The sequence below is a fragment of the Microbulbifer weihaiensis genome (genome assembly GCF_048323715.1).
Taxonomy (GTDB): domain Bacteria; phylum Pseudomonadota; class Gammaproteobacteria; order Pseudomonadales; family Cellvibrionaceae; genus Microbulbifer.
The window spans coordinates 611,815-638,406 of the sequence record NZ_JBLWFL010000001.1; the positions used below are offsets into that span (position 1 = coordinate 611,815).

A 26,592-nucleotide genomic window follows, 5' to 3' on the forward strand; every position below is an offset into this window, starting at 1 on the left:
GAAATACTCATAAGTCAGTTCAATCGCGGCAGCACAGTATTGAGCAATGCCGACTGGCGGGCACTTTCCAAGGGGTGTTTTGCAGGAATATGCAATGTAGTTCACCCAGCTACTGGGAGGCTGTTGGCAGATCTTTTAATCGGACTGAGGAGTCTACTATCCCGGTTTTTGGGGCTCTGCTAATGTGGATTTTCCCGCCAAAGCGTGGGTTATGTTTTTTGAAATCAATTGATTCACCAGAATACAAATAATAAGGAATTAGCATTGAGAAATTTATTCAACGAGTACCGACGTATTTTTACGGCTGTGTTTGCACTGGCCAGCCTGGTGCTCCTGTCGCCGGTGGTGCAAGCCGCCAAGCTCAAGAATCAAAACCTGACCCAACTCATTCAAGCCTCGGAGTCGATAGTGGCCGGTGAAGTTGCCGGGGTACGTGACGGTTTTACCGAGCAGGGAATTCCCTATACCGAAGTGACGATTAACGTAGGCACGGCGGCAAAAGGTAACCACAAGGAAGGCAGCGAATACAGATTTCGCCAGTTTGGACTGCTGCAACATCGCACGCTGCCCAACGGCCACAAAATGCTTGCGATCACGCCAGAGGGATTTCCCCGCTGGACGAAAGGTGAATACGTGCTGGCGTTTATGCACGAAAAAGCCAGGCACACCGGGCTGCAGACCACCGCCGGCATGGCGCAGGGAAAGCTCAGTTTGACCAATGGCAAATTGAGTAATGAATTCAATAATGCCGGTTTATTCGATGGCGTCGAAATCAATTCATCCCTGCTCAGCCCGGAACAGCGCAACATGCTGTCTCAGACTGGTGCCGTTGATACGGCGGCGTTTATGGATTTGGTGCATACAGCGGTAGCCGAAGACTGGATTGGTAAAGGAGAGATGAAATAATGAAATTATCCAAAATTTCCCTTTGCCTCGGCCTCGCAATGGCCAGCAGCAGTACGCTCGCCGCAGGTCCCCTTTACACCACGGATAGCCGATCTCCTGTACCTCTGAAGTGGGATACCAGCGCCGGCCCCATTCCTGTGTATACCGATGGTGGCCCAGGCTTTACCGTGGCTGCTGACGGCCAGGTTCGGATCACCATCGACCGGGCCAACGAATTGACCGCTCTGGGCTTCAAGAGCTGGAGTGATGTACCAACATCCACTTTTTCCGCCAACGTACAAGGCACCATTGAGGAAAAACTGGGGATCGCCGATGTTACCGGAGACAATGCGTACCAGCTTTACGGACAGGAAAACGGCTACGGTTTCTGGGTGCTGTACGATACCGATGGCAGTATTCTGGAGGATGTCTTCGGGGTGCCTAAAGAGTCCATTCTTGGTATCGCCTTCCCGGAAATCAGTGATGGCAACGGCAATATTATTGAAGCCACTGCGGTGATGAATGGCTGGGCGGTTGCCCCAAATGACGACGGCAGCCAGATTGCCGGGGTTTTCACCCATGAATTTGGCCATGCAATCAACCTCTCCCACACCCAGGTCAATGGACAGCTCGCGTACCTGAGTTCTTTCCTGAATAAACTTTACCCCGGTGTTCCAGGTTGTGGTGTAAACCCGATTGCCGGTGGCGATCCGGCGATGATCGAGACCATGTATCCCTTCATCGATCACTACAGTGCCGGCGCAGCCCACCAGAGCACTGTTGAGCATCCAGACGATGTAGCAGCCATCTCTAACTTATACCCGAGCGCCGACTACGCCAGCTCCACCGGAACCATTACCGGCGTGCTGCGCCTCAAGGACGGTAGAACGGAGTACAGTGGCATCAACGTGGTTGCACGTAACGTCAATAATCCACTGTTCGACGCAGTGTCGGATATGTCCGGTTCCTCCACCCAGGGCAAGGTGGGCCCCGATGGTCGGTATACCATTCGCAACCTTACGCCCGGTGAGCAGTACGTGCTGTATATCGAGCCAATCGAGGCCGGCGGCTTCCCGACAATGCCGCAACCTTTACTTTCGACGGCGGAATACTGGAACGAGCGTGAAAGTAGTGATCCCCTCGCCGACGATGTGTGTGCGCGCACACCAATCACGGCGGAAGCCGGTGTTACCAAGGAAGCCGACTTTACCCTTAACGGGTATATGAAGGGCGTACAGGTGACGCCGCTCTCTTCGGTTACTTTCTCTGATATGTCCAAAAGCGGCCGCAAGGCCGTGGGCACCGCCGGCTTGAATGCCGTGATCTGGGATACCGACCAGGGCTTCGAAATTCTCCCCAGCCGCTATGTCGGCGCCGAGTCGCGCCTGAGCCGCAATGGCCAGCATGTGCTGGTGCAGCATGACCAGGATGGCAATGGCATCATGGAGCCCACGGTCTGGTCCGCGCAGCGTGACCTCTCTGTAGGTTACCTTGGTGACAGCCAGTGCCGGGTATCGACGTCATTCAGCGGGGTGAAAATCAGTGCACTCGGCTCTGCCATGGACGACTCGGGTTCGACTGTTGCGGGCCTGGCATACCGGGACCTGAACGGAAACGGCAACTGCCAGGAATACTTCAGCGGCGAAATGGCGCCCTTTATCTGGGATGAGAAGGGTGGTATCCGTGAGTTGGATACGAGCAGCGTCAACTGGAACCGCACCCTTTATGCCTTTGCCCATGGGTTGTCTGGCAACGGCAAGGTGGCACTGGGGCAGGTGAATTACAGCCAGGCGGTTGCCTGGGTAAATGAAGGGCCATTGCTGGATCTTACCTCTGCGTTCGGCGCCAAGCAGGCCAAGGTCGCCAATTTCGATGGCAGCCGCGTTGCCTTGACGAGTAACTTCGGGGTCAAACTCTGGGATGCGCGCAAGGGGCTCGCCGAAGACGCGGTCACCAATATCGGGTCGCTGCCCTGGTGTGAGGAAATCCAATACATCTTCTATTCCTGGAACCTGTGTGAATTGTTGACGCCGGAAGAACTCACCCAGTCCTACGGTGCCGTGCCGATGTCAGTCAGGGACATCAGCGATGATGGTCGCGTGGCGATTGGGCAGGCCGGTGGCAGCCGCTTCGGTTACTTTGGCGCCCTGTGGGTCGAAGATATTGGCTGGCTGGAACTGAGCCGTTTCCTGCGGGAACAGGGTGCTGCGGAACTCGGAAAGCTGGCCATGAGCAATCCGATTGCCCTGAGCGGCAGCGGCAGCCAGATACTGGGCGTCAGCGGTGGTCAGTCGTGGCACATGGATCTCAGTCAGGTCTATGTGTGCGAAAATAGCGAATCGGTTCTGGCCGGTTTTCCCGGTGGACTGCGTGAAGCTGTAGCCAATGGTGCAGAGATTGGCCGTTGTGAAATGATTCAGTAAACGGCTATCAGAAAAAAGCGGGGCTATTGCCCCGCTTTTTTTTGCGCTGAACTGGCAATGCGCAGCGGCGGATTATGCCGCTGCACGCATCAAAGCGCTTCATGCATTACTGCTGCTTGCTGGCCATATAATCCAGGGTGAGCTGGGTGAGCGCTTTAGTACCTACACTGAGGGCGCTTTCATCGACATAAAAACGCGGTGAATGGTTGCTGGCCGCGGTCGCTGGATCTGTGCCCTTGGGGGTGATCCCGAGAAAGTAATAGAAGCCCGGAACTTCATTGGCGAAGAACGAAAAGTCTTCCGCACCGGTTACCTTGGGAACCACGATTACCTTGTCCTCACCGGCGGCAGTCTTGAGCACCGGAACCGCCATTTCCGTGAGGCCGGGATTGTTACTGGTCACCGGGTAGCCTTCCAGGATTTCGACTTCAGCGATGGCGCCACTACTTTCCGCAAGCTTTTCCGCGGTCACTTTAAGGCGTTTGAAGATTTCCTGGCGGTTATCCATATCGAAATTGCGAATGGTGCCGTTGAGGAAAACGCTATCGGGAATGATGTTGTTGCGCACACCGCCGTCAATTTTCCCGAAGGAGACCACGGCGGGTTCCTTGGTGATGTCGATCTGGCGGCTGACGATGGTCTGGGTACCCATAACGATCTGTGCTGCGGCAGTGATCGGGTCTACGCCACCCCATGGACGTGATCCGTGCGTCTGGCGCCCTTTGACGTTGATACGGAACTCGTCAGAACTGGCCATCAGCGGCCCGGAGCGGTAGCCGATAACGCCGCTGGGCAGGCTCGAAGAGACATGCTGTCCAAAGGCCACTTCCGGCTTGTACTTCTTGAACAGGCCTTCTTTCAGCATCAGCTCCGCACCGCCTTCTTCACCGTCTGGTGCGCCTTCTTCGGCGGGCTGGAAGATAAACAGCACATTGCCGGCAAGTTCATCGCGCATCGCCGACAGCACCTGCGCCGCCCCCATCAGCATGGCCACGTGGGTATCGTGGCCACAGGCGTGCATTACCCCAACTTCTTCGCCGTTGTACTGGGTTTTTGCTTTGGAAGCGAAAGGCACATCCACCTGCTCGGTCACCGGAAGCGCATCCATATCCGCGCGCAGCGCTACGGTAGGGCCGGGCTTGCCGCCCTTGAGCAGACCGACTACGCCGGTATGGGCGACTCCGGTCTCCACTTCAATGCCAAGGGATTTGAGGTGAGCAGTAATGTACTTGGCGGTCTCGAACTCCCGATTCCCTAGTTCCGGGTTCTGGTGCAGGTGTCGGCGCCACTCGATGACATTATCTTCAGCCTGAGCAAGCAGGGTAGCCGGGTTCGCTACTTGGGCTTGAACGCCTGTGGAGGAGGCGAGGGCCAGGGCAAGGGGAAGCAGAGCCTTTGTCACAGTAATTACCTGTTTTTACGGTTATTTTTTGTTATGGCTATAGATGGGCCGCCGTCGTAGCTGCAAAAGTATCACGCGAAATACGCATTTCGCCAGTATGCCACCTATGACTTTTCCGATCATAGAGCGTTTGTTCGTGTAGTTACAGGCTGAGTTGGGCTCATGACTCAGAATGATATCGCGACCACTTGCGGTCTCGAGAAAAGCTCTAGAACAGAGATAACATGCAGGTAATCATCCTGAGATGTCTAAAACTTCGTGGAGGAAAATATGCGGGTGCGCTGGCGTTCAGAAATGCTGACTGGAAATCCGCGCTCGCAAGCGTAACGCGGATTCCAGGACGACCAACTTTGGAAAAGCGACATCAAGCCGGTATGGCGACTTTGGTTTAAACTTGTCGCAGCAAAAACCGCATACCGGCGTTTTTCTCCAGGCGGTCAATCAGATTGTTGCCGAAAGCAGACGCAGGAGTGTGAATACCCGGCGAGATGTTGTCACGGTTTTCCATAAGGCAAAGGGTGGACTCGGTAACCATTTTTGCGGTGGAGTGATACCCGGGGTCAAAGTCGCTTTCGACAGAGGTTATGACTCGGTTATTATTAGAATCTTCACCAATAAACTGGATCTTGTAGTAACCATCCGCGCTATCGTCATTGATATTATTGTTTTTTGCCATATCTTTGTCGGAGGCGATCGCCTTAGCTGTAGCTTCTCCACGTGTTCCTGGGCCGGTCATCCACATCTCATCGTAAATAAAAGCGTTTCCGTAAGGATATCCAAGGAGATAGTTGGAGCGGTGCACATTTTTTGTATTGATTACAGCCATCATGAACGGCGCCACCCAGGAATCAATGTCCTCCTCATATTTTGGAACCACACCCGAGGGTTGTCTGGGGCCGTTATTTCCCTCGCAGAGTGCGAACGGGTTTAATAACTGTTTTAGTAAATCTGGATCCTCGTGGCCGGATCTTACAGTTGCTGCAAGGCTCTGCGTAGTACCATCTGAAAAATTACCGACCATTTTTTCAATTCTTGCTCGCACCCTGGGTACAGGTTTTCCCAAATGTTTTATAGCTACATTTTGCAAATGGTGAACGCCAATATCTGAAGGTATTGAGTCAAATCCACAGCTGAATATGATTCTTGAGCCATTTTTTTTGGCAGCATCTGAGTGGCTCGAGATCATTTTATACATCCAGCCTGGTTCTCCGCATAAGTCAATGTAATCTATGCCTTCGCGAATGCACGCTGATATCACATAGTTGCCGAGGTCGCTGTAAGGGCCGACAGCGTTAATGATCAAACTGGAAGACTTGGCCAGCTTCCTCAGGGAAGATGGGTTTCTGACGTCCACTAAATGAATATCGACTTTTGATCCGTACTTGGACTGTGCAGCCAAGTTCTTAAGCTTATTTTCATCTCTTCCTGCAATCGCCAATGAAGTTTCATTTGTTACGGATCTGGAAAGATTTTTAAAGATTAAACTTCCAGTGACACCGGTCGCGCCGATAAGAACTATGTCGTTACGATTCATGAATCCTTCCAGAGAAATACAGCACAAAACTGAGATGATGAGTGCGCCAAAAGGAAAAAGGCGCTTTACTTGAGTGACGTTCAATTCATTAAATCACGTTTTTTATTTCCGGGTAAACGTGTGCGCAAAATTTGTGTTTCACCCGCGACGTTTTTAGCACGATCGTATCATCGGTGTGAGGCAAAAGGTCCTCGATTGGAAAAGTGTCACATGCTTTGTGTTAGAAATTATTGCGAATCTATTCTTTAAGTTTTCTGAATTAAGTTTTATTTGAGTTTATTTGCCATGAAACAGGATGTTGAAGGGATAAGCGTTGTAGTACCAACGTACAACTACAGGGATCTTCTGAGGAAAACACTGGATTCCCTATGTGACCAAAGCCTGGATAAGTCACTCTATGAGGTTATCGTGGTAGACGATGGCTCGTCGGATAATACGTTTGAGGTGATACATGCTTATAAAGATAAGATAAATATTCTGTATCTTTACCAGCCGGATTTCGGGTTCCGAGTCGCCGCGGCGAGGAATCTTGGGATTGTGCAGGCGAAGTATGAAATCGTTCTTTTTTTTGATTCGGGAATGATTGCTTCTAGGTATCTTCTTGAAGAGCACCTAAAAGTGCATTCGGACGCGCAACCGGCGGCCGTTATCGGCTTATCGTATGGGGTAAATGAGTTTTGTTCGAGCAATTTCAAAAAGCTGAGTGAAATTTTGCAGGAACCCAAAGATACGATCTTTCAATTGCTGAGCATTTCTCCAGAACTTTACGACTGTCGCTTTGAAATTTTCAGTAATCTGGAAGGCGGAAATTTGGAAGGTCACAGTGCGTGGGTCACATTCTGGACTGGAAACGCTTCAGTGAGGCGAGCAGATTTAATAAAGATAAATGGGTTTGATGAGTGGTTTAGATCCTGGGGCGGCGAAGATGTTGAGCTGGGAATCCGTCTGCAAAAAGCTGGCTGCGCATTCAAATTATTGCCGGGGATGGAAGCTGTGCATGCCCCCCATGAAAAGGACTCGGAGCAGAAGGTTCGAGATTCAAGAAATAATATTCAATACATCTGCAAAAAACACCCTGAGCGCGAGTATCAAACATTAAAAACTCTGGCTTGGCAGGAAATAATCGAAACCGGGTTTAATCACTCCTACGTAAATGCAGAGTCGTCATTAGCTTAAATAAATGGATTTGGATTTTGTCATGAAAGACAGCGCTGTCAAAAGTTCTGATATAGCAATTATTGGTCTCTCCTGCCGTTTACCTGGTGGGAACAACTCTCCTGAAGAGTTTTATGAATTTCTGTTAAACGGCGGCGATGGAATCATCGATGTACCTGCGGATCGCTGGGAAAACGATGCGTTTTACGATCCGGATCGAGAAAAGACCGGAAAAATGTTTGTTAACCAGGGCGGGTTCATAACAGGACTCGATCAGTTCGATCCTCAGTTTTTCGGCATATCCCCCAAAGAGGCGCCACATATAGATCCCCAGCATCGCTGGTTATTGGAACTTACCCAGGAGCTGATTGAGAACGCTGGCATCAAGGCAGCGGATTTGAAGGGTAGCGACACCGCGGTATATATCGGTCAGTTCATGCACGATTATGAGCAAATTCAGCTCGATCCTATGGCCCATGAAAATATCAGCAGTCACTCGGCTACCGGGCCTTCCATGACCCTGACATCAAATCGTATTTCCTATGCATACGATTTCACCGGGCCGAGTGTCACATTGGATACGGCGTGTTCCTCCTCGCTTGTTGCTCTTGATCTTGCCTGCAAGGCGATCCTAAATGGCGATAGCCGCTACGCTATTGCTGGTGGTGTGAACATCTTGTTGCGGCCCGAGCTTACGGTGTCGATCTGCAAGGCCTCCATGTTATCCCCTGACTGCCGCTGCAAGAGCTTTGACGCATCAGCCAATGGCTACGTCCGCAGCGAGGGTGCGGGCCTCGTCATGGTCAAGCGCTTGCAAGACGCCATTTCAGATAATGACAACATACTTGCGGTGATCAAAGCGAGCGGTGCTAACCAGGACGGACATACTGTCGGGATCACCGTCCCTAATGGTGAATCGCAAAAAAAACTGCTTGCCAAAACATTATCCTTTGCGCAAGCGCCTGCTCATACCATTCAGTACGCTGAGGCGCACGGCACGGGGACTGCCGTAGGCGATCCCATCGAGGTTAACGCATTGGGAAGTATGCTGGGGCAGCCTGAAGTACGACGGGGGCGTTGTGCTGTGGGGTCTGTCAAAAGCAATATTGGCCATACCGAAGCTGCAGCAGGCGTTGCCGGTTTGATCAAAACGGTAATGGCCATGAAGCATGGCGTTATTCCGGGCAATATCCATTTCAATGAAGTCAACCCGGAGATTGATCCGGAAAAGCTCAACATTGATATCGTTTCGAAGAACATGCCGTGGCCGGATGTGGATGGCCAGCGCCGCCGCGCAATCGTGAATTCCTTTGGTTTTGGTGGTACCAATGCGAATGTGGTTATCGAGCAGGCCCCCCCCAAGCCCGAAGAATTGTCCCCCCAGGCACCATTGTTCAATAGCGAATTCACGCTATTACCTGTCAGCGCAAAAACTGAAAATGCGCTGAAAGACCAGGCGGAGAAATGGGTTGATTTCCTGCTGGATAGTGAGGATCAGGAAAGCAGTGCCGATCTCCATAACATCTGCTATACAGCCGCCACCAAGCGTGAGCATTTTAAATACCGGCTTATTGTAAGTGGTCAGAACAAGCAGGAGCTGGTTATGGCTCTTGAAGATTATCTGGCCGGATCCGCGAGCGCCAATTACGCCGCAGGCTCTGTGAATACCGATGATGGCAAGCGGATTTGTTTTGTGTTCTCTGGGATGGGAACCACATGGGCAAAAATGGGCTTGGAACTCTACCGGCGCGAGCCTGTGTATAAAGCGGCGATTGATCGATGTAGCGAAGCGCTTCAGGAATACTCGGGATGGAGCCTGGTCGCTGAGCTATTTGAGGTGGATGACACTGATCGTATTCATACCACATTTATTGCTCAGCCGGCGATATTTGCCTGTCAGTATGCCCTGGCTGAGCTGATGGCGAGCTGGGGCATCAAACCGGATGCAGTGGTCGGGCATAGCGCGGGAGAAGTCGCCGCCGCTTATGTGGCTGGTGCTCTGAGCTTTGATGATGCAATCAAGGTCATCTACCACCGCAGTTCTTTGCAGCATACCACCGAAGGTCTTGGCAAGATGCTTGCTGTGGCCCTGACCGAAGACGAGCTAAAACCGCTCCTGGCCGGCATTGAAGACAGGGTGTCGATTGCTGCGATCAACAGTGACGACGCGCTGACGCTGGCCGGCGATGAGGGTGAACTGGCGAAAATTGCAGAAAAGCTTGATGAGGAAGGTATCTTCGCCCGTTTCCTCAGGGTGGAGGTGCCGTACCATAGTCCGGTCATGGATCGTCTCAAGGCACCGTTGACTGAGGCATTGCAAAGCATTACGCCGATGCTTCCCCACACACCTCTGTATTCGACAGTAACCGGCGAGCGGGCAAAGGCTGGAGATTTCGGCTGCGATTACTGGCCTGAAAATGTGCGCGAACCGGTTTTGTTCAAGCGGGCCATCGAGCGCATCGCGAAAGATGGCTTTGGAACCTTCCTGGAGATGGCGCCACATGCTGCTCTGGCCAGCTCCATCGCCAAAAATATTGAACGCAATATGAATAGTGGTGGCGTCGTTACGACCCTCAAGCGCGATCAGGATGACGTGCTTATGGCCATTATGGCGATTGCCGGTTTACAGGCTGTAGGTTATGACATTGACTGGAATCTTTTGTATCCACAGGGCGGTAAAACTGTACCCATCCCTAATTATGCGTGGCAGCACGCTCGCTATTGGCATGAAACTGAAGATGTCGCGGCATCGCGCCTGAAGAACGTCCGTAAGCAGGGCGGATTTCTGGAGCCGGTTCACGAGCTGTTGGGGGCTCCGCTCAACTCCACAGCTCTGATCTGGCACAACGCTGTCGATTTGAAACAGCTAACTTACCTGCGCGGTCACAAGGTAGAGGGTGAAGTTGTATTTCCTGGAGCTGCCTATATCGAAATGGCACTGCAAGCTGCCAAGAGCCAATCGACCGCTGATGCAGTCAGTTTGAATCACGTGGAATTCAAGCGCGCTCTATTTTTGAATGACAGCGCTATCACACTCGCCGAGACGCAACTGGACAGTCAATCCGGCCATTTTGCTATCCGGGTGCAGGACAACACGGATCGCCAATGGCGTATTTTCAGTGAGGGCCATACGCTGACTTCGGGTTCTGTTATGGAACCGCCTGCGCTTGACTTATCCGCGCTTAAAAGCAGTCTGGATAATGAATACGGCAAGGAGGCGTTTTACCAGCATTGCCGGAAGCTGGGGCTCCACTATGAAGAGGAGTTTCAGGCGGTTCAGCATTGCTGGTTCAGTGAAGACTGCTCGCTGGTTGAGATATTGGTCAGTGATGCTGTCGAAAAGTCTGTCGAAAACTATCTCCTGCACCCCTGTGTGCTTGATAGCGCCTTTCAGGGGCTGTTCCCGACGATCGAGTCCGGCTATCTGCCAACAGCGATAGAGCGCCTGAATTATCTTAAAAAGCCGGTCGGCCGCTGTTACGGCCATCTCACCTCCCGCAGTCGCAGTGCATCCGAAATCGTTGGCGACGTGACTCTACTCGATGAGGCCGGTAACACGCTTGCGCAGGTGCTGGGAATCACTTTGAAAGCCAGCAATATGCAAGATGGCCCTCAGGTGGGTGCCGAGCTCTGCTATGACTACGAGTGGCAGGCGCTCGATATCCAGAACGTCGAAACCTCTGGGGCTGCAAATTGGCTGGTGCTGCGCGGTAGCTCTGATCGCGCTATAGAAATCGAGAAGGCGCTGGCATTGCATTGGCCAAACGTATCGACACTTGTACTGGATCCCAGTGCTGTCGAAGCGGGGCTGGAACGGCTCTCCGGCTTCACCAAGGACACGAGCCATATCTTGAACCTGGTCGCGCTGGACTTTGCCGAAGTCGCTGACGACTACCAGCAAGTTCTGGCGCTAAATGAAGTCACGCTTAAAGTGGGGCAGGCGCTTGCAAGCGTCGATTGGCGTCATCAAGCGGCGCTGATATTCGTGACTGAAAATGCTCAGCGTGCAGTTGCATCTGATCACATGGTCGCGCCGGAGCAGGCGTCAGTGTGGGGCTTTGCACGGGTATTTGGGTCAGAATTTCCTGATTTCAAGCTAACATTGCTCGACCTCGACAAAACACCTGTCAACGACTCGTTCGTTACTTTATCGCAGTGGCTGGCGAGTGAAGGATATGAGCAGGAAGTCGCGCTGCGAAGTGGGGCCGCGTACTGCAACCGCCTGCGCCAGTTAAATACCTCGATTATGCAGCAACGTTGTGAATCGACAACGGCGCTTCGCGATGGTGAGCAATTTAGCCTGCTTGCCAACGAAGGCTCAGGATCCTTATTGGTGGTGCGTGAAGCAGCGAGACAAGCCGGTGATGGGGATGTGGTTATCCAGGTGGAAAGTTTCGCAACAGATCCAGCGATCGGAGGGCGGGCAGCCTATGGTGTCGTTGGTCAGGTAGTTGATGCGCTCGATACCGCGCAAATAGGATCGCGTGTATATACCATTACTGAACAGCCGCCGTGCTCACAGCTGGCTGTACAAGTCGACCGGATCATCCCTTGGACGCGAGATGCGATACAAAGCGTCGGTCTTACTTCCAGCTTGCTTGCGGCCCATGTGATTGGCCTGGCTCGCCCGGATACCGGTGGTGAGGGTATTTTCATTACCGGTTACTGGGACAGTTTTACAGCGGCGTTACACCGGGTTGCTTGCGAATTTGGAATAAACATCTGCTTTGGAAGTGATCGCCCTGAGGAGCTTGAGCGGGCAAGAGCGCAAAATGCAGCAACGGTCGCAGCGGATAGTGTGAATCTGGTTGGAGCCGCACGGCGAGCCAATGGCGATAAGCATTACGCAGCCATTGTCTACCGAGGCTGCTTTGATGTTCGCGAAAAAGCCTTGGATCTTCTGGTTGACGGCGGGCGCTGGCTCGATTTGTCAGATGAGCCGTCTCAGCTGCCAGGGCCATTGTTCGCTGCATTGTGTGATAAGTCTGCGATTTACCAACCGCTTTCTGTGCGAGCTGTCAGTCAGAAACCTGTTGAAAATATTAGATCCCAGATCGATTACCTGTTGTCTACGCCCGCCAGCCAGCCGGCCGACGCAATTGAACAGCTATCGGTCACCGAAGCGCTAAATCGCGGTCGACTACCCGATGGAATTCTCATGTTTACGGATCGACCGGGCACTGCAGCCGATCGGGTAAACGAGCAGGTAGTTCGCGCTGGCGTCAGCTATCTGGTAACGGGTGGGCTCGGTGGCCTTGGTCTCGAGATCATGCGTTGGCTTGCAGCCCACGGGGCGAGTTCGATTGTGCTGATAGGCCGTAGTTCACCAAACCCCGATGCACAGGCGCAGATCGAGCAGGTGCGGTCTAAGGGAGTGGTTGTCACGGTTATCAAGGCGGACGTTTGTGTAATTGAAGACATCGAGCGTGTCGTCGCGCATATCGGTGATGAGCTTCCCAGGTTGGCGGGGGTGATTCATTCCGCTGGCGTTCTGGCCGACGGCACTATACCGCAACAATCTTCTGACCAATTTGACCGCGTGTTAAAGCCCAAAGTACTTGGTAGCTATAACCTGCACCGTGCCACACAACACCTGAGTCTGGACATGTTTGTGTGCTTTTCCTCGATTGCGGCAATAGTTGGGTGGGCCGGTCAGTGTAACTATGCGGCTGCCAACGCCTATATGGACAGTTTCTGTCACTGGCGCCAGCAGCAGGGACTGGCCGCGTTGGCCGTAAACTGGGGGCCCTGGGCAAACGCGGGGATGGCTGCGAGCCTGGACGCCAGAGATATCCAACGGATGGAGGATGCTGGCATGTCTGCCCTGACTACAGAGCAGGGGATGGGCGCTATGGAAAAGCTGCTTCGGTACCGGCTGCCACAGGGCGGGGTTTTCAATCTCGACTGGAGCAAAATTCTCAAACAATTCCCGGATCCGGCTAAGAAGACAGTTTTCGCTGACTTCTTTAATCCGGAAGATGCGCAGAATAGTGTCGATTATACGCAACTTCTTGCCAGTGTAAGCCCGGATGAAAAAGTCCAACTGCTTATTCAACTGAGTCGAGAAATATTTTCTGACGTGCTTGGTCTGGATACACCGGAAGCAATTGAGCCAGCGGGTAACGTATTTGAGTATGGCCTGAATTCCCTGATGGCTATGGAATTCAAAAATCGATTGCAGGGGGCTCTGGGACTGAAGTTGCCTGGTACGCTGGTAGCCAAGTATCCATCAGCAAAAGCACTGGCGAATTATGTGGTCGATGAGTTCTTGAGCGGTCAGTCTGAGCCGGATATTGACGAAACTGGGCAGCTTGGGGAGTTGCCGTGGCTGCCAAGCCGTTACAGTGTCTACCATAATTTGCTGGATGGATGTGAAAAATCCGAGCTTAACCATTGGACGAAAAGTTTTGTGCGTCCATTGCACAATGATTTTTCCATTGAGGTGTTTAGCCAGGCATTCGACGACGTCCTTGCGGCAAACGATGGACTGCGAGTCGTTAATGATATCGAGCATCAATATGGCACGGCGAGAATTGTTGAAATGAAAGCCAAAGCCTGTATTGAATCGATAAGTGTGGAAGATATTCGAAATCCGCAACAATACGCCGCATGGATCAAGGAGATAAATCTAAATTCCTCTCCTCTAAGGGTGAAAATTATCCGATCGGAATCATCCGGCGAAATCATCCTGCTGCTTATGTTCCATCAGCTGTTGATGGACGGTCTGAGTGCCATGCAATTCCTTGCTCAAATTGTGGATAGTTACGAAGCGAGAATGAAAGGGAATTCCGCCCGATTATTCAGCGGATCGATGTTTGATTATTCCCATCAACTCGATGCATATGCGAATAGTGACGCCTGCAAGCAGAAGATGGATGGCTTGATGTCGTCAAGTTGGCGGGAAGTCGACTTAATATCGACAGATTATGATCTTCACTCGGAAAACAACCGCTATGGAAACAGTAAAACCGAGCTGCTAAAAGTTAAGCGAGTAAAAGGCCATCACATTGACGAAAGCCGATACGCAATTATAGCCATTGCGCGAGCTATTAGCGGATGGTCCGGGATCCGCCACCTGCAGTTTGACCTGCAGCACCATGGTAGACGCCAAAATGACGCCCTTCCTGAAGTGACAAGCACCATTGGATACTTTACAGAGGATTATCCGATCCTGCTGGATACTCACCGCGACGACTGTGTAGAGCAGCTTCAGCGGGGTATGGTGCAGAATTCGGAGTTTGGTTTGCTTAAATATTTGTGTCGCGACGAGGTGATTCGTGAGCAGATTGAGAACATAAAGCCATCCCAGGTAGCAATCAATATCGTCCCCTCAACCAGTGATAGTCACCTTGGAAAGGCGAATACCCTATTTGCGAACAGCGCTGAACATCGGGCCGTTAGTGAATGGTACGAGGATCAGGTCGCCGGAGAATACTGGGCAAGTGAAGCGCTGAACAGGCAGGTTCTGTTCTACTTCGAAGTGTATATCAAAGACGATTCCTATCATGTACATATGAACTATAACCGGGAGGTCTACAAGCCGGACTCAATAGGTCTATTGAAAGATGCCATATTACTCAGCCTGGGCGGTGAACTCAGCGAAGCTGATATCGAATCCGCTTTTGAGGGGGCGTAAGCAATGGATTATCCATACCTAACCGGGAACACAAATGTTATTGCTCTACATCGTGTTCTTGAAGAAGCTGATCTGGCGAGAAATCTGGTGGAAGTCCCATCAATGGAGCTGTCTTCGCGAAAGCTTCGCGATTTCATTTTAAGACTCAGGGAATCTGGCTACCAGTTTGTGAGTCTCGATGAGGCGATTTTCCTGGATGCCCCGAAAGGGGCAAAGAGGATCGCTTTGACCTTTGATGATGGATACATCGATTTTTTTGAAGTCATCTTCCCTTTGCTCAAGGAACTCGAGGTGCCCGCCTGTTTATACCTGGTGACCGGTTATCCGGATAAGGCATGCTTCCACTGCTTTGGTATCCTTGAGGATTTCGTGCGCAGAGTTGAATCTGTTGAATTTTCCTGGATGGGTAAGGGCTATCGCCTGGCGTGCCGGGATCAAAGCGAAAAACGCGAAACACTTTTATGGCTCGACCGATTCGTTGAGTCACAGGTAAATGGTGTTGCCGAAGTGCGTAAGCTATTCGACGCAATCGGGGTTGAAGACGATGATGTGGATAAGATAAGGGCACTGGATTGGGAGAAAACTATCCAGTTGCACCAGGATCCGCTGATCACCATCGGGTCTCACACGCTGTCACATCCGCGCCTGAGTCAGATGTCGACCGATAAAGCGAAGAGGGAAATTGTCCAGTCGAAATTGCGCCTGGAAGAGAAACTAGGTGCAAGGGTAGACCACTTTTCATATCCCTATGGTGACTACGACCGCAATGTGGCGAAGTGTGTGGAGGATGCGGGTTATCTTTCAGCCACTACCGTTCAGTCCGGCTCTTACGATGGAGGGGATCGTTTCTCCATAAAGCGTCACTGGTTGGATGCAGAATTGAATCCGGTTGGATAGTGCAATGCCCAAGTCTTTTCTGGTTTTCTGGCTGTCCACGGCTGTCGCCTCCATCGGTGGTTTTTTTACCGTTGTAGCGATTCCATGGCTGACATTGTCGTTCACTGATAGCGCACTGGTACTCAGTAGTGTTATCGCGTGTATGTCGCTGCCGCATAGCGTATTCATTTTGTTCGGAGGGGCGCTATCAGATATCTATAGGCCAATTCACGTATTGTTGTTTGCACGCCTGTTGTTAAAGGCAACACTGATTGTTTTGTGTGCGCTTATTTTCAGCGGGGAACTGGTCTTGTGGCACCTCTATCCCGTTGCCATTCTCCTTGGATGTTCGGGGTCTATCGCTGCTTCTGCGGCCCAGGCAACGCCGCCGTTTCTTGTTCAATCTCATAAGCTTCAGTTGTGTAATGGTATCTTGATGGGGACAAATCAGGCGGCCCAAGTCGTCGGTCCCGCACTGGCAGCCTGGTTGATTTACTTTTCCCGGGAAAACCTGAGTGTCGGCACGGATAACCCGGATCGCACTGCCGTAGGGTATGCGCTGCTGGTGGACGTTTTCGGGTTGGCGGTTTCAATTCTGTTGGTTGCCAGGGTGCGACTGGATACATGGGTGAGGAGTGCAGATAGCAGAGTCGTTGAATCGTTAAAGAAAGGGATTCGCTGGTGTATTAAGGATCAGGCAATGTGTCTGGTACTGTGTTACCTGGCACTGGCCTCGTTGTTTATTCATGGGCCCCTCGCCATAGCGCTACCGTTGTTGGCCAAGTCTCATTTTTCAAATGATGTGACTGATTTCGGCCAGCTCTATTCATTTTTGGGTGGCGGCGCACTAATTGGCTCTATTGTCGCCATTAAATTAACGATTCCCGCGAGGCTGCTTAGCCTTGCGGTAATTGCTGGCGATTTGATTTCGGGAACCATGCTACTAGGCGTGGCCAATGCCCAGTATTTATGGGTGGCATCAGTAAATATATTTCTTATCGGATTTTCCCTGGGAATGATATCCGTATCGGGGATTACATGGTTCCAGCAGCGAACCCCGGGTGTGTACATGGGGCGCGTAATGAGCCTGCTTTTATTTGCAGTGTTCGGCTTGACCCCGCTGTCGACAGCCTTGTCCGGCGTGTTTGCTGACTTTTTCTCAATCCAAATTTTGCTAAAAGGGTCTGCGGTAATATTGATTGCTTTAGCTCTTGCCGGGCTGTCAATTCCCAAGTTTCGCCAAGCGGGAAATTTTCCTGCACAAACTGTATAAATAAGGATTAACAATGATTAAGCAGTTGATCATGATTTCGGTAATGCTGGCGTTGCCAAGCGCTGTATTTGCCGGGAAGATCGAAGGGATTCCCAGATTGGATAATTTTTACAATTATCCTTTCTTGTATGACAGGTTGCAGGTTCCATTTTCTGATATGCAGAATCTGACGTCGCACCCGGTTTTCAAAAGCGCCCAGACCGATGCTGGTTCCTATCCGGAAAATAGCATGCAGGGTTTTCCGGTCACTGCTGCGACTGAGTTAGGCAATTTTGAAAAAATTGCACTGCAGGCCTACCTAAATAACCCTTCAGATGCCCGGTTGAGCAAGATTCTGGCGCTATACAGCTTGTCCAGTTCGATATTGAACAAGCCTGTAAGCGGGGAGTCCATCAGGTACACGATATTTTCCCAATACTTCCTGGAGCGTTCGTTAAACCTGGACTCGGCTTCCAGCAAATGGGTGTCTCATGCCCATAAACTGGTCGACCAGGCACTGCATAATCACAGTGCCTCTGAAGCGGTATATCAGCAAGAAACTAATTCCCATAAAGCGTTTCTATTCGCGTTCAATCATGAGGAAGGTCAGCGTATTCAAATCGTTGATCAGCTGCTTGAAGACTACAGTCGTCATCCTGGTAATGCGTTGACGAGCGCATATTTGACAGCAGCAAATATTTGGGTGGGCGGCGAAGCTGAATTTTCGGATCCATCCGTTTTGTACAGCTTTGTTTTGAGTAGCTACTTTTCTGTGCGCAGTGTTGCGATGTCGGAGCGTCTTGAAAAGTTGTGGCTGCAGGATCCAGAAAGTTACCAGCGGGTCAGGTTGGCGCCGATTCTCGGCGGGTGGACAGTCCCGGCCAGGCGTTGGCTTGCGCAGTTGCACGGTGATTCGGCAGCAGTCGAAACGCTCGATGCTGAACATGATGAATGGTTTAAACACTATCCGGCATTTCATGCCGCCAGTATCGGCCTAATGTACTTCAATGAGCCAGAACATCTCATGCAAGGCTGGGATGCCTGGTGGGCGGGATTTGGGCACTGCATACAGGTTCCTACTATTCGCGCCTGTTTGGATCGGCCGCGGTTTTCGTTCAACAATCTGTCGTATTTCCTGGGTGCTGTGGATTACATGGTGAAACTTGGCGAACTTGAAATGGCCACGCAGTTTCTCTCCTTTAATCAAAACCCTGCTTTTGGCTGGAGCAGCTGGGATTACGGCCGAGATGCATGGGAATATCGTCAGGCTAATCTTGAGGAGATCTTCCAGCTATACCGCAATGATGATCCAAGTGATGACCCAACCAATTTTCTTTTAAAGCAGCATCAATGGGGGCCGGATACGATCACCTGTCAGTATTGTCATCAAGTTCAGTCGCGTCAGTGGGCAGAAGAAGATGTGAACACCGTCTATTTGCCCGATGAAAGTATCGCCACACTCTACGACTGGCCAGAAGTGACCACAACCTGGTTCGGAGGCTCTCAGGCTTCAGCCGGAGACTGCTCAGGTATCGAGGCCTGGTCGCAGGGCACGACGTATGGCGCCAACGACACTGTGCGTTGGAATGGCGCTAAATACACGGCGAAATGGTGGAATGTAAATCAGGAGCCCAGGAATCCTGACGTCTGGGATGTCTGGAACTTTGATGCCTCTTGTTACGCTGGTGCTCAATAACATCTGGAATTTTTCACAATGATCATTCGTAAATTAAAGTGCGCGCTGGCTGCGCTTGTTTTTGTGGGCGCCTATCCCGCTTTGGCCTCAGTGCCTGGTATGCCGCTCAGTGAAGTCACAGATTTCATTGATAGTGACGATCAGAGAGAACTTTCGGCCTATGAAACCCAGCTACCGGATACAGCCTGGAATTTTATCCCCGAAGGTGAGCGGCGCCTGCTGATTCGCTACCTGGAGAATCCGGGAAGCGCCCGTTTCGCAAGGTTAAATGCGCTTTTGCATATCGAGAAATCCAATATTTTTGATTCAAATGATGCTTTGGGTAGTGTTGAGAAGGCCGATCTACTGGATCACTCTATTTATGCCCTGTACTTTGTCTCCCGAAGCTGGCTCCTGGGGGCCGAGGATACATGGCTCAAAGAGGCGCAGATTCGTCTGCGTCACAGGCTGGAGTCATGGTTGCCGGCCGTCGATCAGGTCGATACTTCAGAGGGAAGGCAGTCTCATGATGACTTCTTTTTGGCATTTAACTACAAGGAGAATGACCGCTATAAAGCTGAGCGGTCATTGATGCTGGATGTACTGGAAAATCCAGAAAATATCACTTCCAATTTGTATCTGGCGGCAGTTAATCAGTGGATAGGTGGGGAGTCTGACTATAACGATCCTGGAACGCTGTATGCCTTTCTGAAGGCAAGTTATTTCGCAAAGCGCACTACGGAAATGGCGCAGAAGCACCAGTCGAATTGGGAGTCCGACCCGCAGAATACTTCGCTTTATCGCTTGGCGCCGGCGGTAGGCGGGTTCAGTGTGCCTACACGGCGATGGATTGCAAAATTTCACGGCGATGTCGAGGCTGTTGCTTCACTGGATCGCGAAGTTGGTGAGTGGTTCTCCATGTATCCACAGTTTTACCTGTTTCCAGCCAGTATTTTTTCTTTTAATGAGCCGGAAAATTTCGACCGCGGCTATCAATATTTTCTTGACGGCCAGACTGCGTGTTTCGAAAACAATAACATTTTTTGTGAGGATCACCCTAGGGCGACGTACAACATAATATCTTTCGCCACCCTTGGTTTTGATTATATGGCCAAGGCGGGCGACCTCGACGGCGCGTTGAATTATCTGAGCTACAAATACGTACCATTTTTCAACTATGAGAGCTGGAATATTGGGCACGATATGTGGCGGCACAGGGAACAAAATGCGAGTGATATTTATGCCTTGTATCATAACGGCTCTTCGCAGGATGATCCGGTAAATGGTTTTTTGAAACGGCACAAGTGGGGCCCTGAATCATCAACCTGTCAGCTTTGCCATCAGGTGCAGGGAGCTAGCTGGAGTGACGAAGAGAAAGCAGAGGTTAAAAGCTTGCCTCATGATCAGCTTTACGTGAAACACTGGCCGGATTTTCAGGTGGACTGGGAAGGGAGCGTTGGCGCCGGGTTGGTCGATTGTGATGGCTATGTGGAATGGTCCGGTGGTCGGGTTTCCAGGCAGGACGCCAACGTTGTACATCATCGGCAACTTTATCGTGCGAATTGGTGGACAGGAAGTGAACCTCAGGTGCGCCCCGGTAAATGGGATGACTGGTCCCTGGTGGGGCGTTGTAAGCAGCGCAACTAACACAGTCAACGACTGAGTTTCTAACTGTATTGCGGGCTGGGATTGGGGATGGAGTTGCACCATCCCCATTTCTCGTCGCCAATAAATGTATTCCACGGACGTCTTGGGCACCGGGCATTGAGAAATGAATGATTGGCTGTTAATTCCAAAACTGAAACCTGAATCTTCCCATCGCCTTGTTTGCTTTCCCTATGCCGGCGGTACCGCGGCAACTTATATTCGCTGGGCTGACTGGCTGCCTGATTCTGTCGAGTTGATTGCGGTTCAGCCTCCCGGCCGGTCAAGCCATATCCATGTGCCGCCATGCCTGACCATGAACGCGTTGGTAAGAGGGGCGCACAAAGCGCTTGAAAGCTATCTCTCCGATAAACCCTACTCGATTTTTGGGCACAGTCTTGGCGCCCGGGTGGCATTTGAGCTTGTTAAGCGCCTTGAGCGAACAGGGTGTGCCCTGCCCAGCCACCTGTATGTTTCCGCCAGCAGGGCGCCCCACCTGACGACACTCAGGAACCCCTCGTTTACGCTTCCAGATGAAATGTTCCTGGATAAAATGCGGCGTATGGGAGGTATGCCCGACTCGATATTGCGTGATCCCGAGCAGTTAGCGTTATATCTTCCCTCGCTCAGGGCTGACTTTCGGATTGTGGATACTTATAGGGGTAAAGTGAGTCAGGTGCCGGTACCGATTCATTGCTTCTACAGCCGCGACGACGAGCATATCGATGTCGAAGATGCGCTGGCGTGGATCGACTATTCCCGCTGTGGCTTCAGCAGTGAAGAAGTCGGCGGTGGACATTTTTACGTCAATGACTGTGCGGAGTTTTGGCGAGCGTTTACAAATACGCTGGAACAGAGAATTCGTGAGGCTGGCTCTTGCCCGAGCAGCGGGCGGGCGAGGAACGAGGTGAAAAGTGCTACTGGCGCCGTGCGCCCGTAGCACTGCTGCAGGGTCAAAACTTGTAGCCGAGTCCTACCGAGTACACCCAGGGGTCGATATCCACATCGGTCTCGATACGCACCCAGTTGTTGTCGCGGTCACGGAAGTCGACCCTGGCATCTGTATCTATGTCCAGGTACCACACCGCGGCATTGAACAGCCAGTTGCTGTCGCGGCCGAAGGCGATGTCTACCCCCAGTTCACCGGCCAGCCCCCAGGAATCGTCCAGCCTCAGCCCCGCATTGCTGAGTGCGCCGAGTACATCCTCGAAGTACTCCTGGGCGACGTCGCTGATGTCTTCATCCATAAAAGTGGTGAAGTTCACGCCCAGGCCCACATAGGGCTGCACCCAGGATTCCTTGCATACCGGGAACCACTGTACTGTGAGGGTGGGTGGGAGGTGCTCGATGCTGCCCAGCGGGACTTTGCCCAGAGCCGGAGCGCCGATAGGATCCACCGGATCCGGCAGGCCGCTGACGTCCAGGTCGTGCTCGAAAGGGGTGGCTACCAGCAGGCCAAGCCCAAAGTGGTCTGCAAACAGCCAGGTGCCGGTAAAGGTCGCGGCGTCGCCATCATCCACATAGACGCGGGTTTCCGGCAGGATTACGGTGTCATCGATCAGCAGCCTGTCGGAGTCATCCTCCGGCTGCACGGTGCCCCAACCAACGCGGACGATGAAATCACCCTGTTCGTAATCGGCCAGGCACTGGCCTGCACCCAGCGAGGCGGCCAATAATGTGGTGATGAGACTGAAGACTTTCATGTGAGATCGCTCCTTGAACTGCGGAAAGGGCCAACAGCAATGGTTTCAGTCTAGTTGCGGGGGAAGCTTCGCAATGTTTTTACGTTTGATCAGATGACGCCACGGGTGCAAAACCTGTGTCATAATGGAAAAATGTGATCACAAATATACTGTGTCTGAGAATTGGTGGTACTAATAATGAAGATTGGTGTACTAAAGACGGATGATGTGCGTCCACAGCTGGTAGGGGAATTTGGTGAGTATCCAGAGATGTTTGCCGATCTGCTGCGCAGCGAGGATCCTTCACTGGAGTTTCAAACCTATGAAGTGCAGCGCGGCGAGTATCCACAGGATCTGGACGAAGTGGATGCCTACCTGATTACCGGCAGCAAGACAGGGGTATACGACGACCAACCCTGGATTCCGCCATTGATGACTTTCGTGCAGGAGCTGCATGAACGCAAGAAACCCACTCTGGGTATTTGCTTCGGCCATCAGCTGATTGCTCACGCTCTGGGTGGTGAAACGAGGAAGTCCGAGAAAGGTTGGGGCGTCGGGGTTCACAGCTACGAGATCCAGGAAACCCCGGCGTGGATGGGGGAGCCCCAGGAATCGTTCAGCTTGTTGGTCAGTCACCAGGACCAGGTGGTTACGCCAGCGCCGGGCACCAAGGTGATAGCGTCCAGTGATTTCTGCCCCTATGCACTGCTACAGGTTGGTGAGCACATGCTTACCATGCAGGCACACCCGGAGTTCACCAAGCCTTATTCGAAAAGCCTGATGGAGTTGCGCAAGGAGGTGTTCGGCGCGGATATGGTTGAGAAGGGTAAAGAATCCCTGCAAAACGACATCCACACCAGCGCAGTGGCCCGCTGGATGCTGGCGTTTTTGAAGAGCGCTGTATAAGCCGCCGAGGTAACCGGGGGTAAATTCAGGTGAGGTGTGGCGGGTGAAGATTGTTATGAGTGCCACAGCTGGCGGCAATGTTCGCCCGGCCCGCCGCTTGCCCCCGAGTTGCCGTTGGCGCTTGGAGGAAATTCCCGCACGGGGTCATTGTGTGTCCAGCACGCTCATATAGGCTTCGTCCTGGTAAAAGCCGTATTCCTCCAGCGCGCTGTAAGCCAGCTTGATAACGTGGTCATCCTCACTGCCAAGGGCCTGGCTCTTCAGTGCTTGCTGTCGTTCGCTGATTGGTTCTAGTGCCTTTTGTTCCTCGCGCGTGGTCAGATCCTTGGGGCCGGTACTTAAATAAGCGATTACCAGCCCCTGCCAGAAAAAGCGCAAAGCCAGCTCCGGCTGCTGGCAGTGGGGAAGTATCAAGCGCAGTGCGTGGCAGCCGGTAACACCGTGCAGGAGGGTGAAGTCTCCAGTGCTCAGGTAGGCATTGAGGGCCACGTGCGCTATGTCTTGCAGGCTCAGGTGCTTTGGTTGGACCGGCGTATCGAGCCAGCCGGGTTGGCGTGTCACGCACTGCATGTGATCGGCAATGTTGCCCGGCGCGAGGGCGACGTCGGGAAAGGTTTTTGCCACCCGGGTCAGAACCGCTTCCGCGGTTTCCGAAGTTTCCTCATTGCTGCCGGGGAGGGCGTGGTACTCCTGGTTCCAGTAAGCCAGTCCCATGGCGATTTCTTCCAGATGGCCGGCATCGATTCCGTAGGCGGTGCGAATTAGCCCGTGAAACGCGGCGGTGGCGATGGAGGGGAGAAGCGGTGGCAATTCCTGGTGCAGGCACTGGGCAATGCCGAGTTGTCGCAATTGCTGCTCATAATAATGCAGCGCCGAGGGAAACAGGTCGTCGCGATTGCGGCAACTGCGAATATCGCGGATCTCCATTACCGGGCTGCCGGGGCGAAGTTGCAAATGCGGGGTAGAGCGGTCGAACGCGTGTCGGAGCTGCGCGGGAGTCGCGCCCAGTTTATCCAGCGCGATCAATACCATCGGCAGGTGATTGGCGAGGCGATCACCATACTGCACATGATAGCGACTGCCCGCTTCCAGCAACTGCGCACAATTCCGGGTTATGCCCATTAAGCCTCCGTTTGTCGCCGTAAGTGGCTATTCCGCCCGAACTTTATCTCCCAAGTGTATGCTCATGGCCTTATCGATGCCAAAAGCAGGCGTCAGGTTCATGCCAAAGTAAATTTGGCCATCTTTTTCGCTGCGGCGGTATTGAGCAAGCGTGCGCAGCGGTTCTTTCTGTGCGCGGCCGGTAAATGGATGCAGCCCCGGAATGGCGCAGCGAGCGCAGGGGTGCGTACACTCGAGTATGAGGGGGCCGTCACTGGTATAAATGGTCAGGGTTTTCCACTGGTCTTCAGCGAAGGGCTCGCAGCCGCTGACGACGAGGTTGGGGCGGAAACGCAGCATGGAAACCGGATCCGTCAGGCGGCTGTTCAGGTCATCAAGGGACGCCTGGCTGATGACCAGCAGTGGTGCCGCATCGGCAAACCCCACCTGGCGATCTGCGCGCGGGGCCTGCAACGGGCGCCGGAATTCCTCCCCCATCGCGACCAGCCGCACCGCTGTCTGCAACTGGTCACTGAGCCAGCTGGCCGCATCATCACCGGCATCCCGCGCGATGACATCGTCGTTCCAAACGCGCACGGTCCTGAGACTGGCTTCAGATCCGGGGTGGTGAATATGGATCGAGGTACCCTCAGGATTTTCCAGTTTCACGCCCTGGGGGGTAACCGTTGCCTTGAGCTGGGCCATGGCGCGCAGTCGACGCTGAGTGAGGAACTGGTTGTTCTCATCAACCAGCATCCAGCGCCGGTCGTTTACCGCTCCAAATACATCCATTGCCAGCGCTTTGCCTTTGTGACCTTGGAGTGATTTTACCGGGAAGTGGTACAGCGCGGAGATGTGCACGGATTGCTCCAGATACTGAAAAAATGAGAGCGCTAGAGTAAAGCCTGCCGCCCTGACAAAAAAGGGGCATATCCACTGCGCTTCCACCGAAATAATCGAATTGGAATGAATGGCAAAAATTGAAGCGCGTGCGCCGATATGATTATCGATATGCCAGTTGTCGGAGAGACCGCGCGGGAATAAATCGCATCGTCAGTCGTCGCGGCGGGTAAATAGATTGCGGCACAGGAGATAGATGATAACCTGTTAGGCCGCATATCCGGCCGGTTCATGCGGTAAACGGCGATCACTTTGGCAGGCTTGGCGGCATGTTATTTGCTTGGCGATAGGGACAGGACGTTAAACAGAGGGGCTCATGTTAGAAGTTCAGCGAATCGACGGGATTGAAGTGGGCAATACGCTCGGTGAGAGTGTGCTGTGGAATTCCCGGGAGCACAGTGTCTGGTGGACAGACATCGAAGCGTGCAAGTTATACCGGCTGAGCTGGCCTGGGCGCGAACTGGAAGTGTTTGAAACCCCCGAGCGCCTGTGCGCCTTTGCGTTCACTGACCGTGATGATTGTATCGTGGCGGCGTTTGAGAGCGGTTTTGCACTGTTTGATTACCGCCAGGGAAAGGTGCTGTGGCAGAAGACGTTACTGGAGAAAGGCTCGGGACTTCGTTTCAATGACGGCAAGGTAGACCGTGAAGGGCGCTTCTGGGTGGGCACCATGGTGACCGCTGCGACGGATGAACCAGCGGGGGTGCTTTATTGCCTGGAGCCAAGTGGTGTTGTCAGTGAACATGCCAGAGATATTTTTATCTCGAATGGGTGTTGCTGGGATTTGAATTCCAGTCACTTTTATTTCGCCGATTCGAAACGGCGGATTATCTATCGCTATAAGTTTGATGCGCGCCGTGGTGATATCAGTCAGCGGGAAGTATTTGCGCGCACCATGATCGGCCGTTACCCGGATGGCGCCACGGTGGACAGTGAAGGCTATCTCTGGTCGGCCCAGTGGGGTGGGGCCCGTATCCAGCGCTATGCGCCGGATGGGCATTTGGCGGGTGCCATCCCGGTGCCGGTAAGCCAGCCCACCAGTGTTACCTTCGGTGGGCCGGATATGAACCTGATGTTTGTGACTTCGGCCAAACAGGGGCTGAACGAATGGAACCTCGCTCGGGAGTGGCAGGCCGGCCACCTGTTTGTGTTGGAAACACCTTTTAAGGGCGCGCTCGGGTTCCGCTTCAGTACCACTCAGTTGCTGGAAAAAACCGCATGTCAGGAGCCCACGTGACGCCTGGCCAGGGGCCTCGGCAAAGAGGCAGGCCGCAACAGCCGGTTTGCTTCTTTTGTATGTACCTTCACTGTTTTCCATTTACCGGTAACGACTGAAACCGAATCTCGCTTTCCTGGCATCCAGTTCAGCGGAATCTCAGTAGTCGGTGATGTAACCAATAATGCCTAGCCTGTGGCACTCCAGAACCCTGTCTTATTTATTTCCGCACTTGCCGCTGTTCTCATCACCTTTTGCCGGTACAAGATTGAGCTGGTCAACATGGCCATTTCGAGCCCCGTTGT

At 52.6% G+C, this 26,592-nt stretch carries 16 protein-coding genes; 11 read left to right on the top strand and 5 right to left on the bottom strand.

Annotated features, from left to right (window positions below):
• Nucleotides 1-228: 228 nt before the first annotated feature.
• Both ACNKU7_RS02635 and ACNKU7_RS02640 read left to right on the top strand, forming a co-directional pair.
• On the top strand, nt 229-906 hold the full coding sequence (locus tag ACNKU7_RS02635; protein ID WP_418295406.1) for a hypothetical protein: 678 nt from the start codon (nt 229-231) through the stop codon (nt 904-906).
• Nucleotides 906-3,308 (top strand): hypothetical protein, encoded by a 2,403-nt coding sequence (locus ACNKU7_RS02640; protein WP_418295407.1) that lies wholly within the window; start codon nt 906-908, stop codon nt 3,306-3,308. Before ACNKU7_RS02635 ends, ACNKU7_RS02640 begins: the two co-directional genes overlap by 1 nt.
• Before the next feature lie 106 nt (nt 3,309-3,414).
• Here ACNKU7_RS02640 and ACNKU7_RS02645 read toward each other — a convergent pair whose 3' ends face one another.
• Both ACNKU7_RS02645 and ACNKU7_RS02650 read right to left on the bottom strand, forming a co-directional pair.
• On the bottom strand, nt 3,415-4,710 hold the full coding sequence (locus ACNKU7_RS02645) for a M20 family metallopeptidase (RefSeq protein WP_418295408.1): 1,296 nt from the start codon (nt 4,708-4,710) through the stop codon (nt 3,415-3,417).
• A gap of 388 nt (nt 4,711-5,098) precedes the next feature.
• The gene (locus ACNKU7_RS02650; RefSeq protein WP_418295409.1) at nt 5,099-6,244 is read right to left on the bottom strand and encodes a saccharopine dehydrogenase family protein; all 1,146 of its coding nucleotides are present in this window, start codon (nt 6,242-6,244) and stop codon (nt 5,099-5,101) included.
• 285 nt (nt 6,245-6,529) lie between these two features.
• On the opposite strand from ACNKU7_RS02650, the gene ACNKU7_RS02655 reads away from it, so the two are divergent.
• The 7 genes from ACNKU7_RS02655 (at nt 6,530) to ACNKU7_RS02685 (ending at nt 21,422) form a co-directional block, all read left to right on the top strand.
• Complete coding sequence (locus ACNKU7_RS02655; RefSeq protein WP_418295410.1) at nt 6,530-7,420, top strand: glycosyltransferase; 891 nt, start codon at nt 6,530-6,532, stop codon at nt 7,418-7,420.
• Between the two features lie 22 nt (nt 7,421-7,442).
• Nucleotides 7,443-15,035, top strand: a complete 7,593-nt coding sequence (locus ACNKU7_RS02660) for a type I polyketide synthase (protein WP_418295411.1) — start codon at nt 7,443-7,445, stop codon at nt 15,033-15,035.
• A 3-nt stretch (nt 15,036-15,038) separates the two neighbouring features.
• Nucleotides 15,039-15,932, top strand: coding sequence for a polysaccharide deacetylase family protein (locus ACNKU7_RS02665; protein WP_418295412.1), 894 nt, complete (start codon nt 15,039-15,041; stop codon nt 15,930-15,932).
• Nucleotides 15,933-15,936: 4 nt separating this feature from the next.
• Nucleotides 15,937-17,184: an MFS transporter gene (locus ACNKU7_RS02670; protein ID WP_418295413.1), complete on the top strand. Its 1,248-nt coding sequence runs from the start codon at nt 15,937-15,939 to the stop codon at nt 17,182-17,184.
• Between the two features lie 13 nt (nt 17,185-17,197).
• A complete protein-coding gene (locus tag ACNKU7_RS02675; protein ID WP_418295414.1) occupies nt 17,198-18,859 on the top strand; it encodes a carbohydrate-binding protein in 1,662 nt (553 codons plus the stop codon).
• 18 nt (nt 18,860-18,877) lie between these two features.
• Nucleotides 18,878-20,485 carry a hypothetical protein gene (locus ACNKU7_RS02680; protein WP_418295415.1) on the top strand — a complete coding sequence of 536 codons (1,608 nt, stop codon included), beginning with the start codon at nt 18,878-18,880 and terminating at the stop codon, nt 20,483-20,485.
• Nucleotides 20,486-20,609: 124 nt separating this feature from the next.
• The gene (locus ACNKU7_RS02685) at nt 20,610-21,422 is read left to right on the top strand and encodes a thioesterase II family protein (protein WP_418295416.1); all 813 of its coding nucleotides are present in this window, start codon (nt 20,610-20,612) and stop codon (nt 21,420-21,422) included.
• Nucleotides 21,423-21,435: 13 nt separating this feature from the next.
• Here the strand turns inward: ACNKU7_RS02685 and ACNKU7_RS02690 are convergent, their stop codons facing one another.
• The gene (locus ACNKU7_RS02690) at nt 21,436-22,185 is read right to left on the bottom strand and encodes an OmpW/AlkL family protein (protein ID WP_418295417.1); all 750 of its coding nucleotides are present in this window, start codon (nt 22,183-22,185) and stop codon (nt 21,436-21,438) included.
• Nucleotides 22,186-22,362: 177 nt separating this feature from the next.
• On the opposite strand from ACNKU7_RS02690, the gene ACNKU7_RS02695 reads away from it, so the two are divergent.
• Entirely contained in the window at nt 22,363-23,070 is a 708-nt protein-coding gene (locus ACNKU7_RS02695) for a glutamine amidotransferase-related protein (protein WP_418295418.1), read from the top strand.
• 144 nt (nt 23,071-23,214) lie between these two features.
• Here the strand turns inward: ACNKU7_RS02695 and ACNKU7_RS02700 are convergent, their stop codons facing one another.
• Together ACNKU7_RS02700 and ACNKU7_RS02705 are read right to left on the bottom strand one after the other, a co-directional pair.
• Nucleotides 23,215-24,192 (bottom strand): questin oxidase family protein, encoded by a 978-nt coding sequence (locus ACNKU7_RS02700; protein ID WP_418295419.1) that lies wholly within the window; start codon nt 24,190-24,192, stop codon nt 23,215-23,217.
• Nucleotides 24,193-24,219: 27 nt separating this feature from the next.
• The gene (locus ACNKU7_RS02705; RefSeq protein ID WP_418295420.1) at nt 24,220-25,032 is read right to left on the bottom strand and encodes an MOSC domain-containing protein; all 813 of its coding nucleotides are present in this window, start codon (nt 25,030-25,032) and stop codon (nt 24,220-24,222) included.
• A gap of 355 nt (nt 25,033-25,387) precedes the next feature.
• Here ACNKU7_RS02705 and ACNKU7_RS02710 point away from each other — a divergent pair, with 355 nt between their 5' ends.
• Nucleotides 25,388-26,308 (top strand): SMP-30/gluconolactonase/LRE family protein, encoded by a 921-nt coding sequence (locus ACNKU7_RS02710; protein ID WP_418295421.1) that lies wholly within the window; start codon nt 25,388-25,390, stop codon nt 26,306-26,308.
• Nucleotides 26,309-26,592 lie beyond the last annotated feature (284 nt).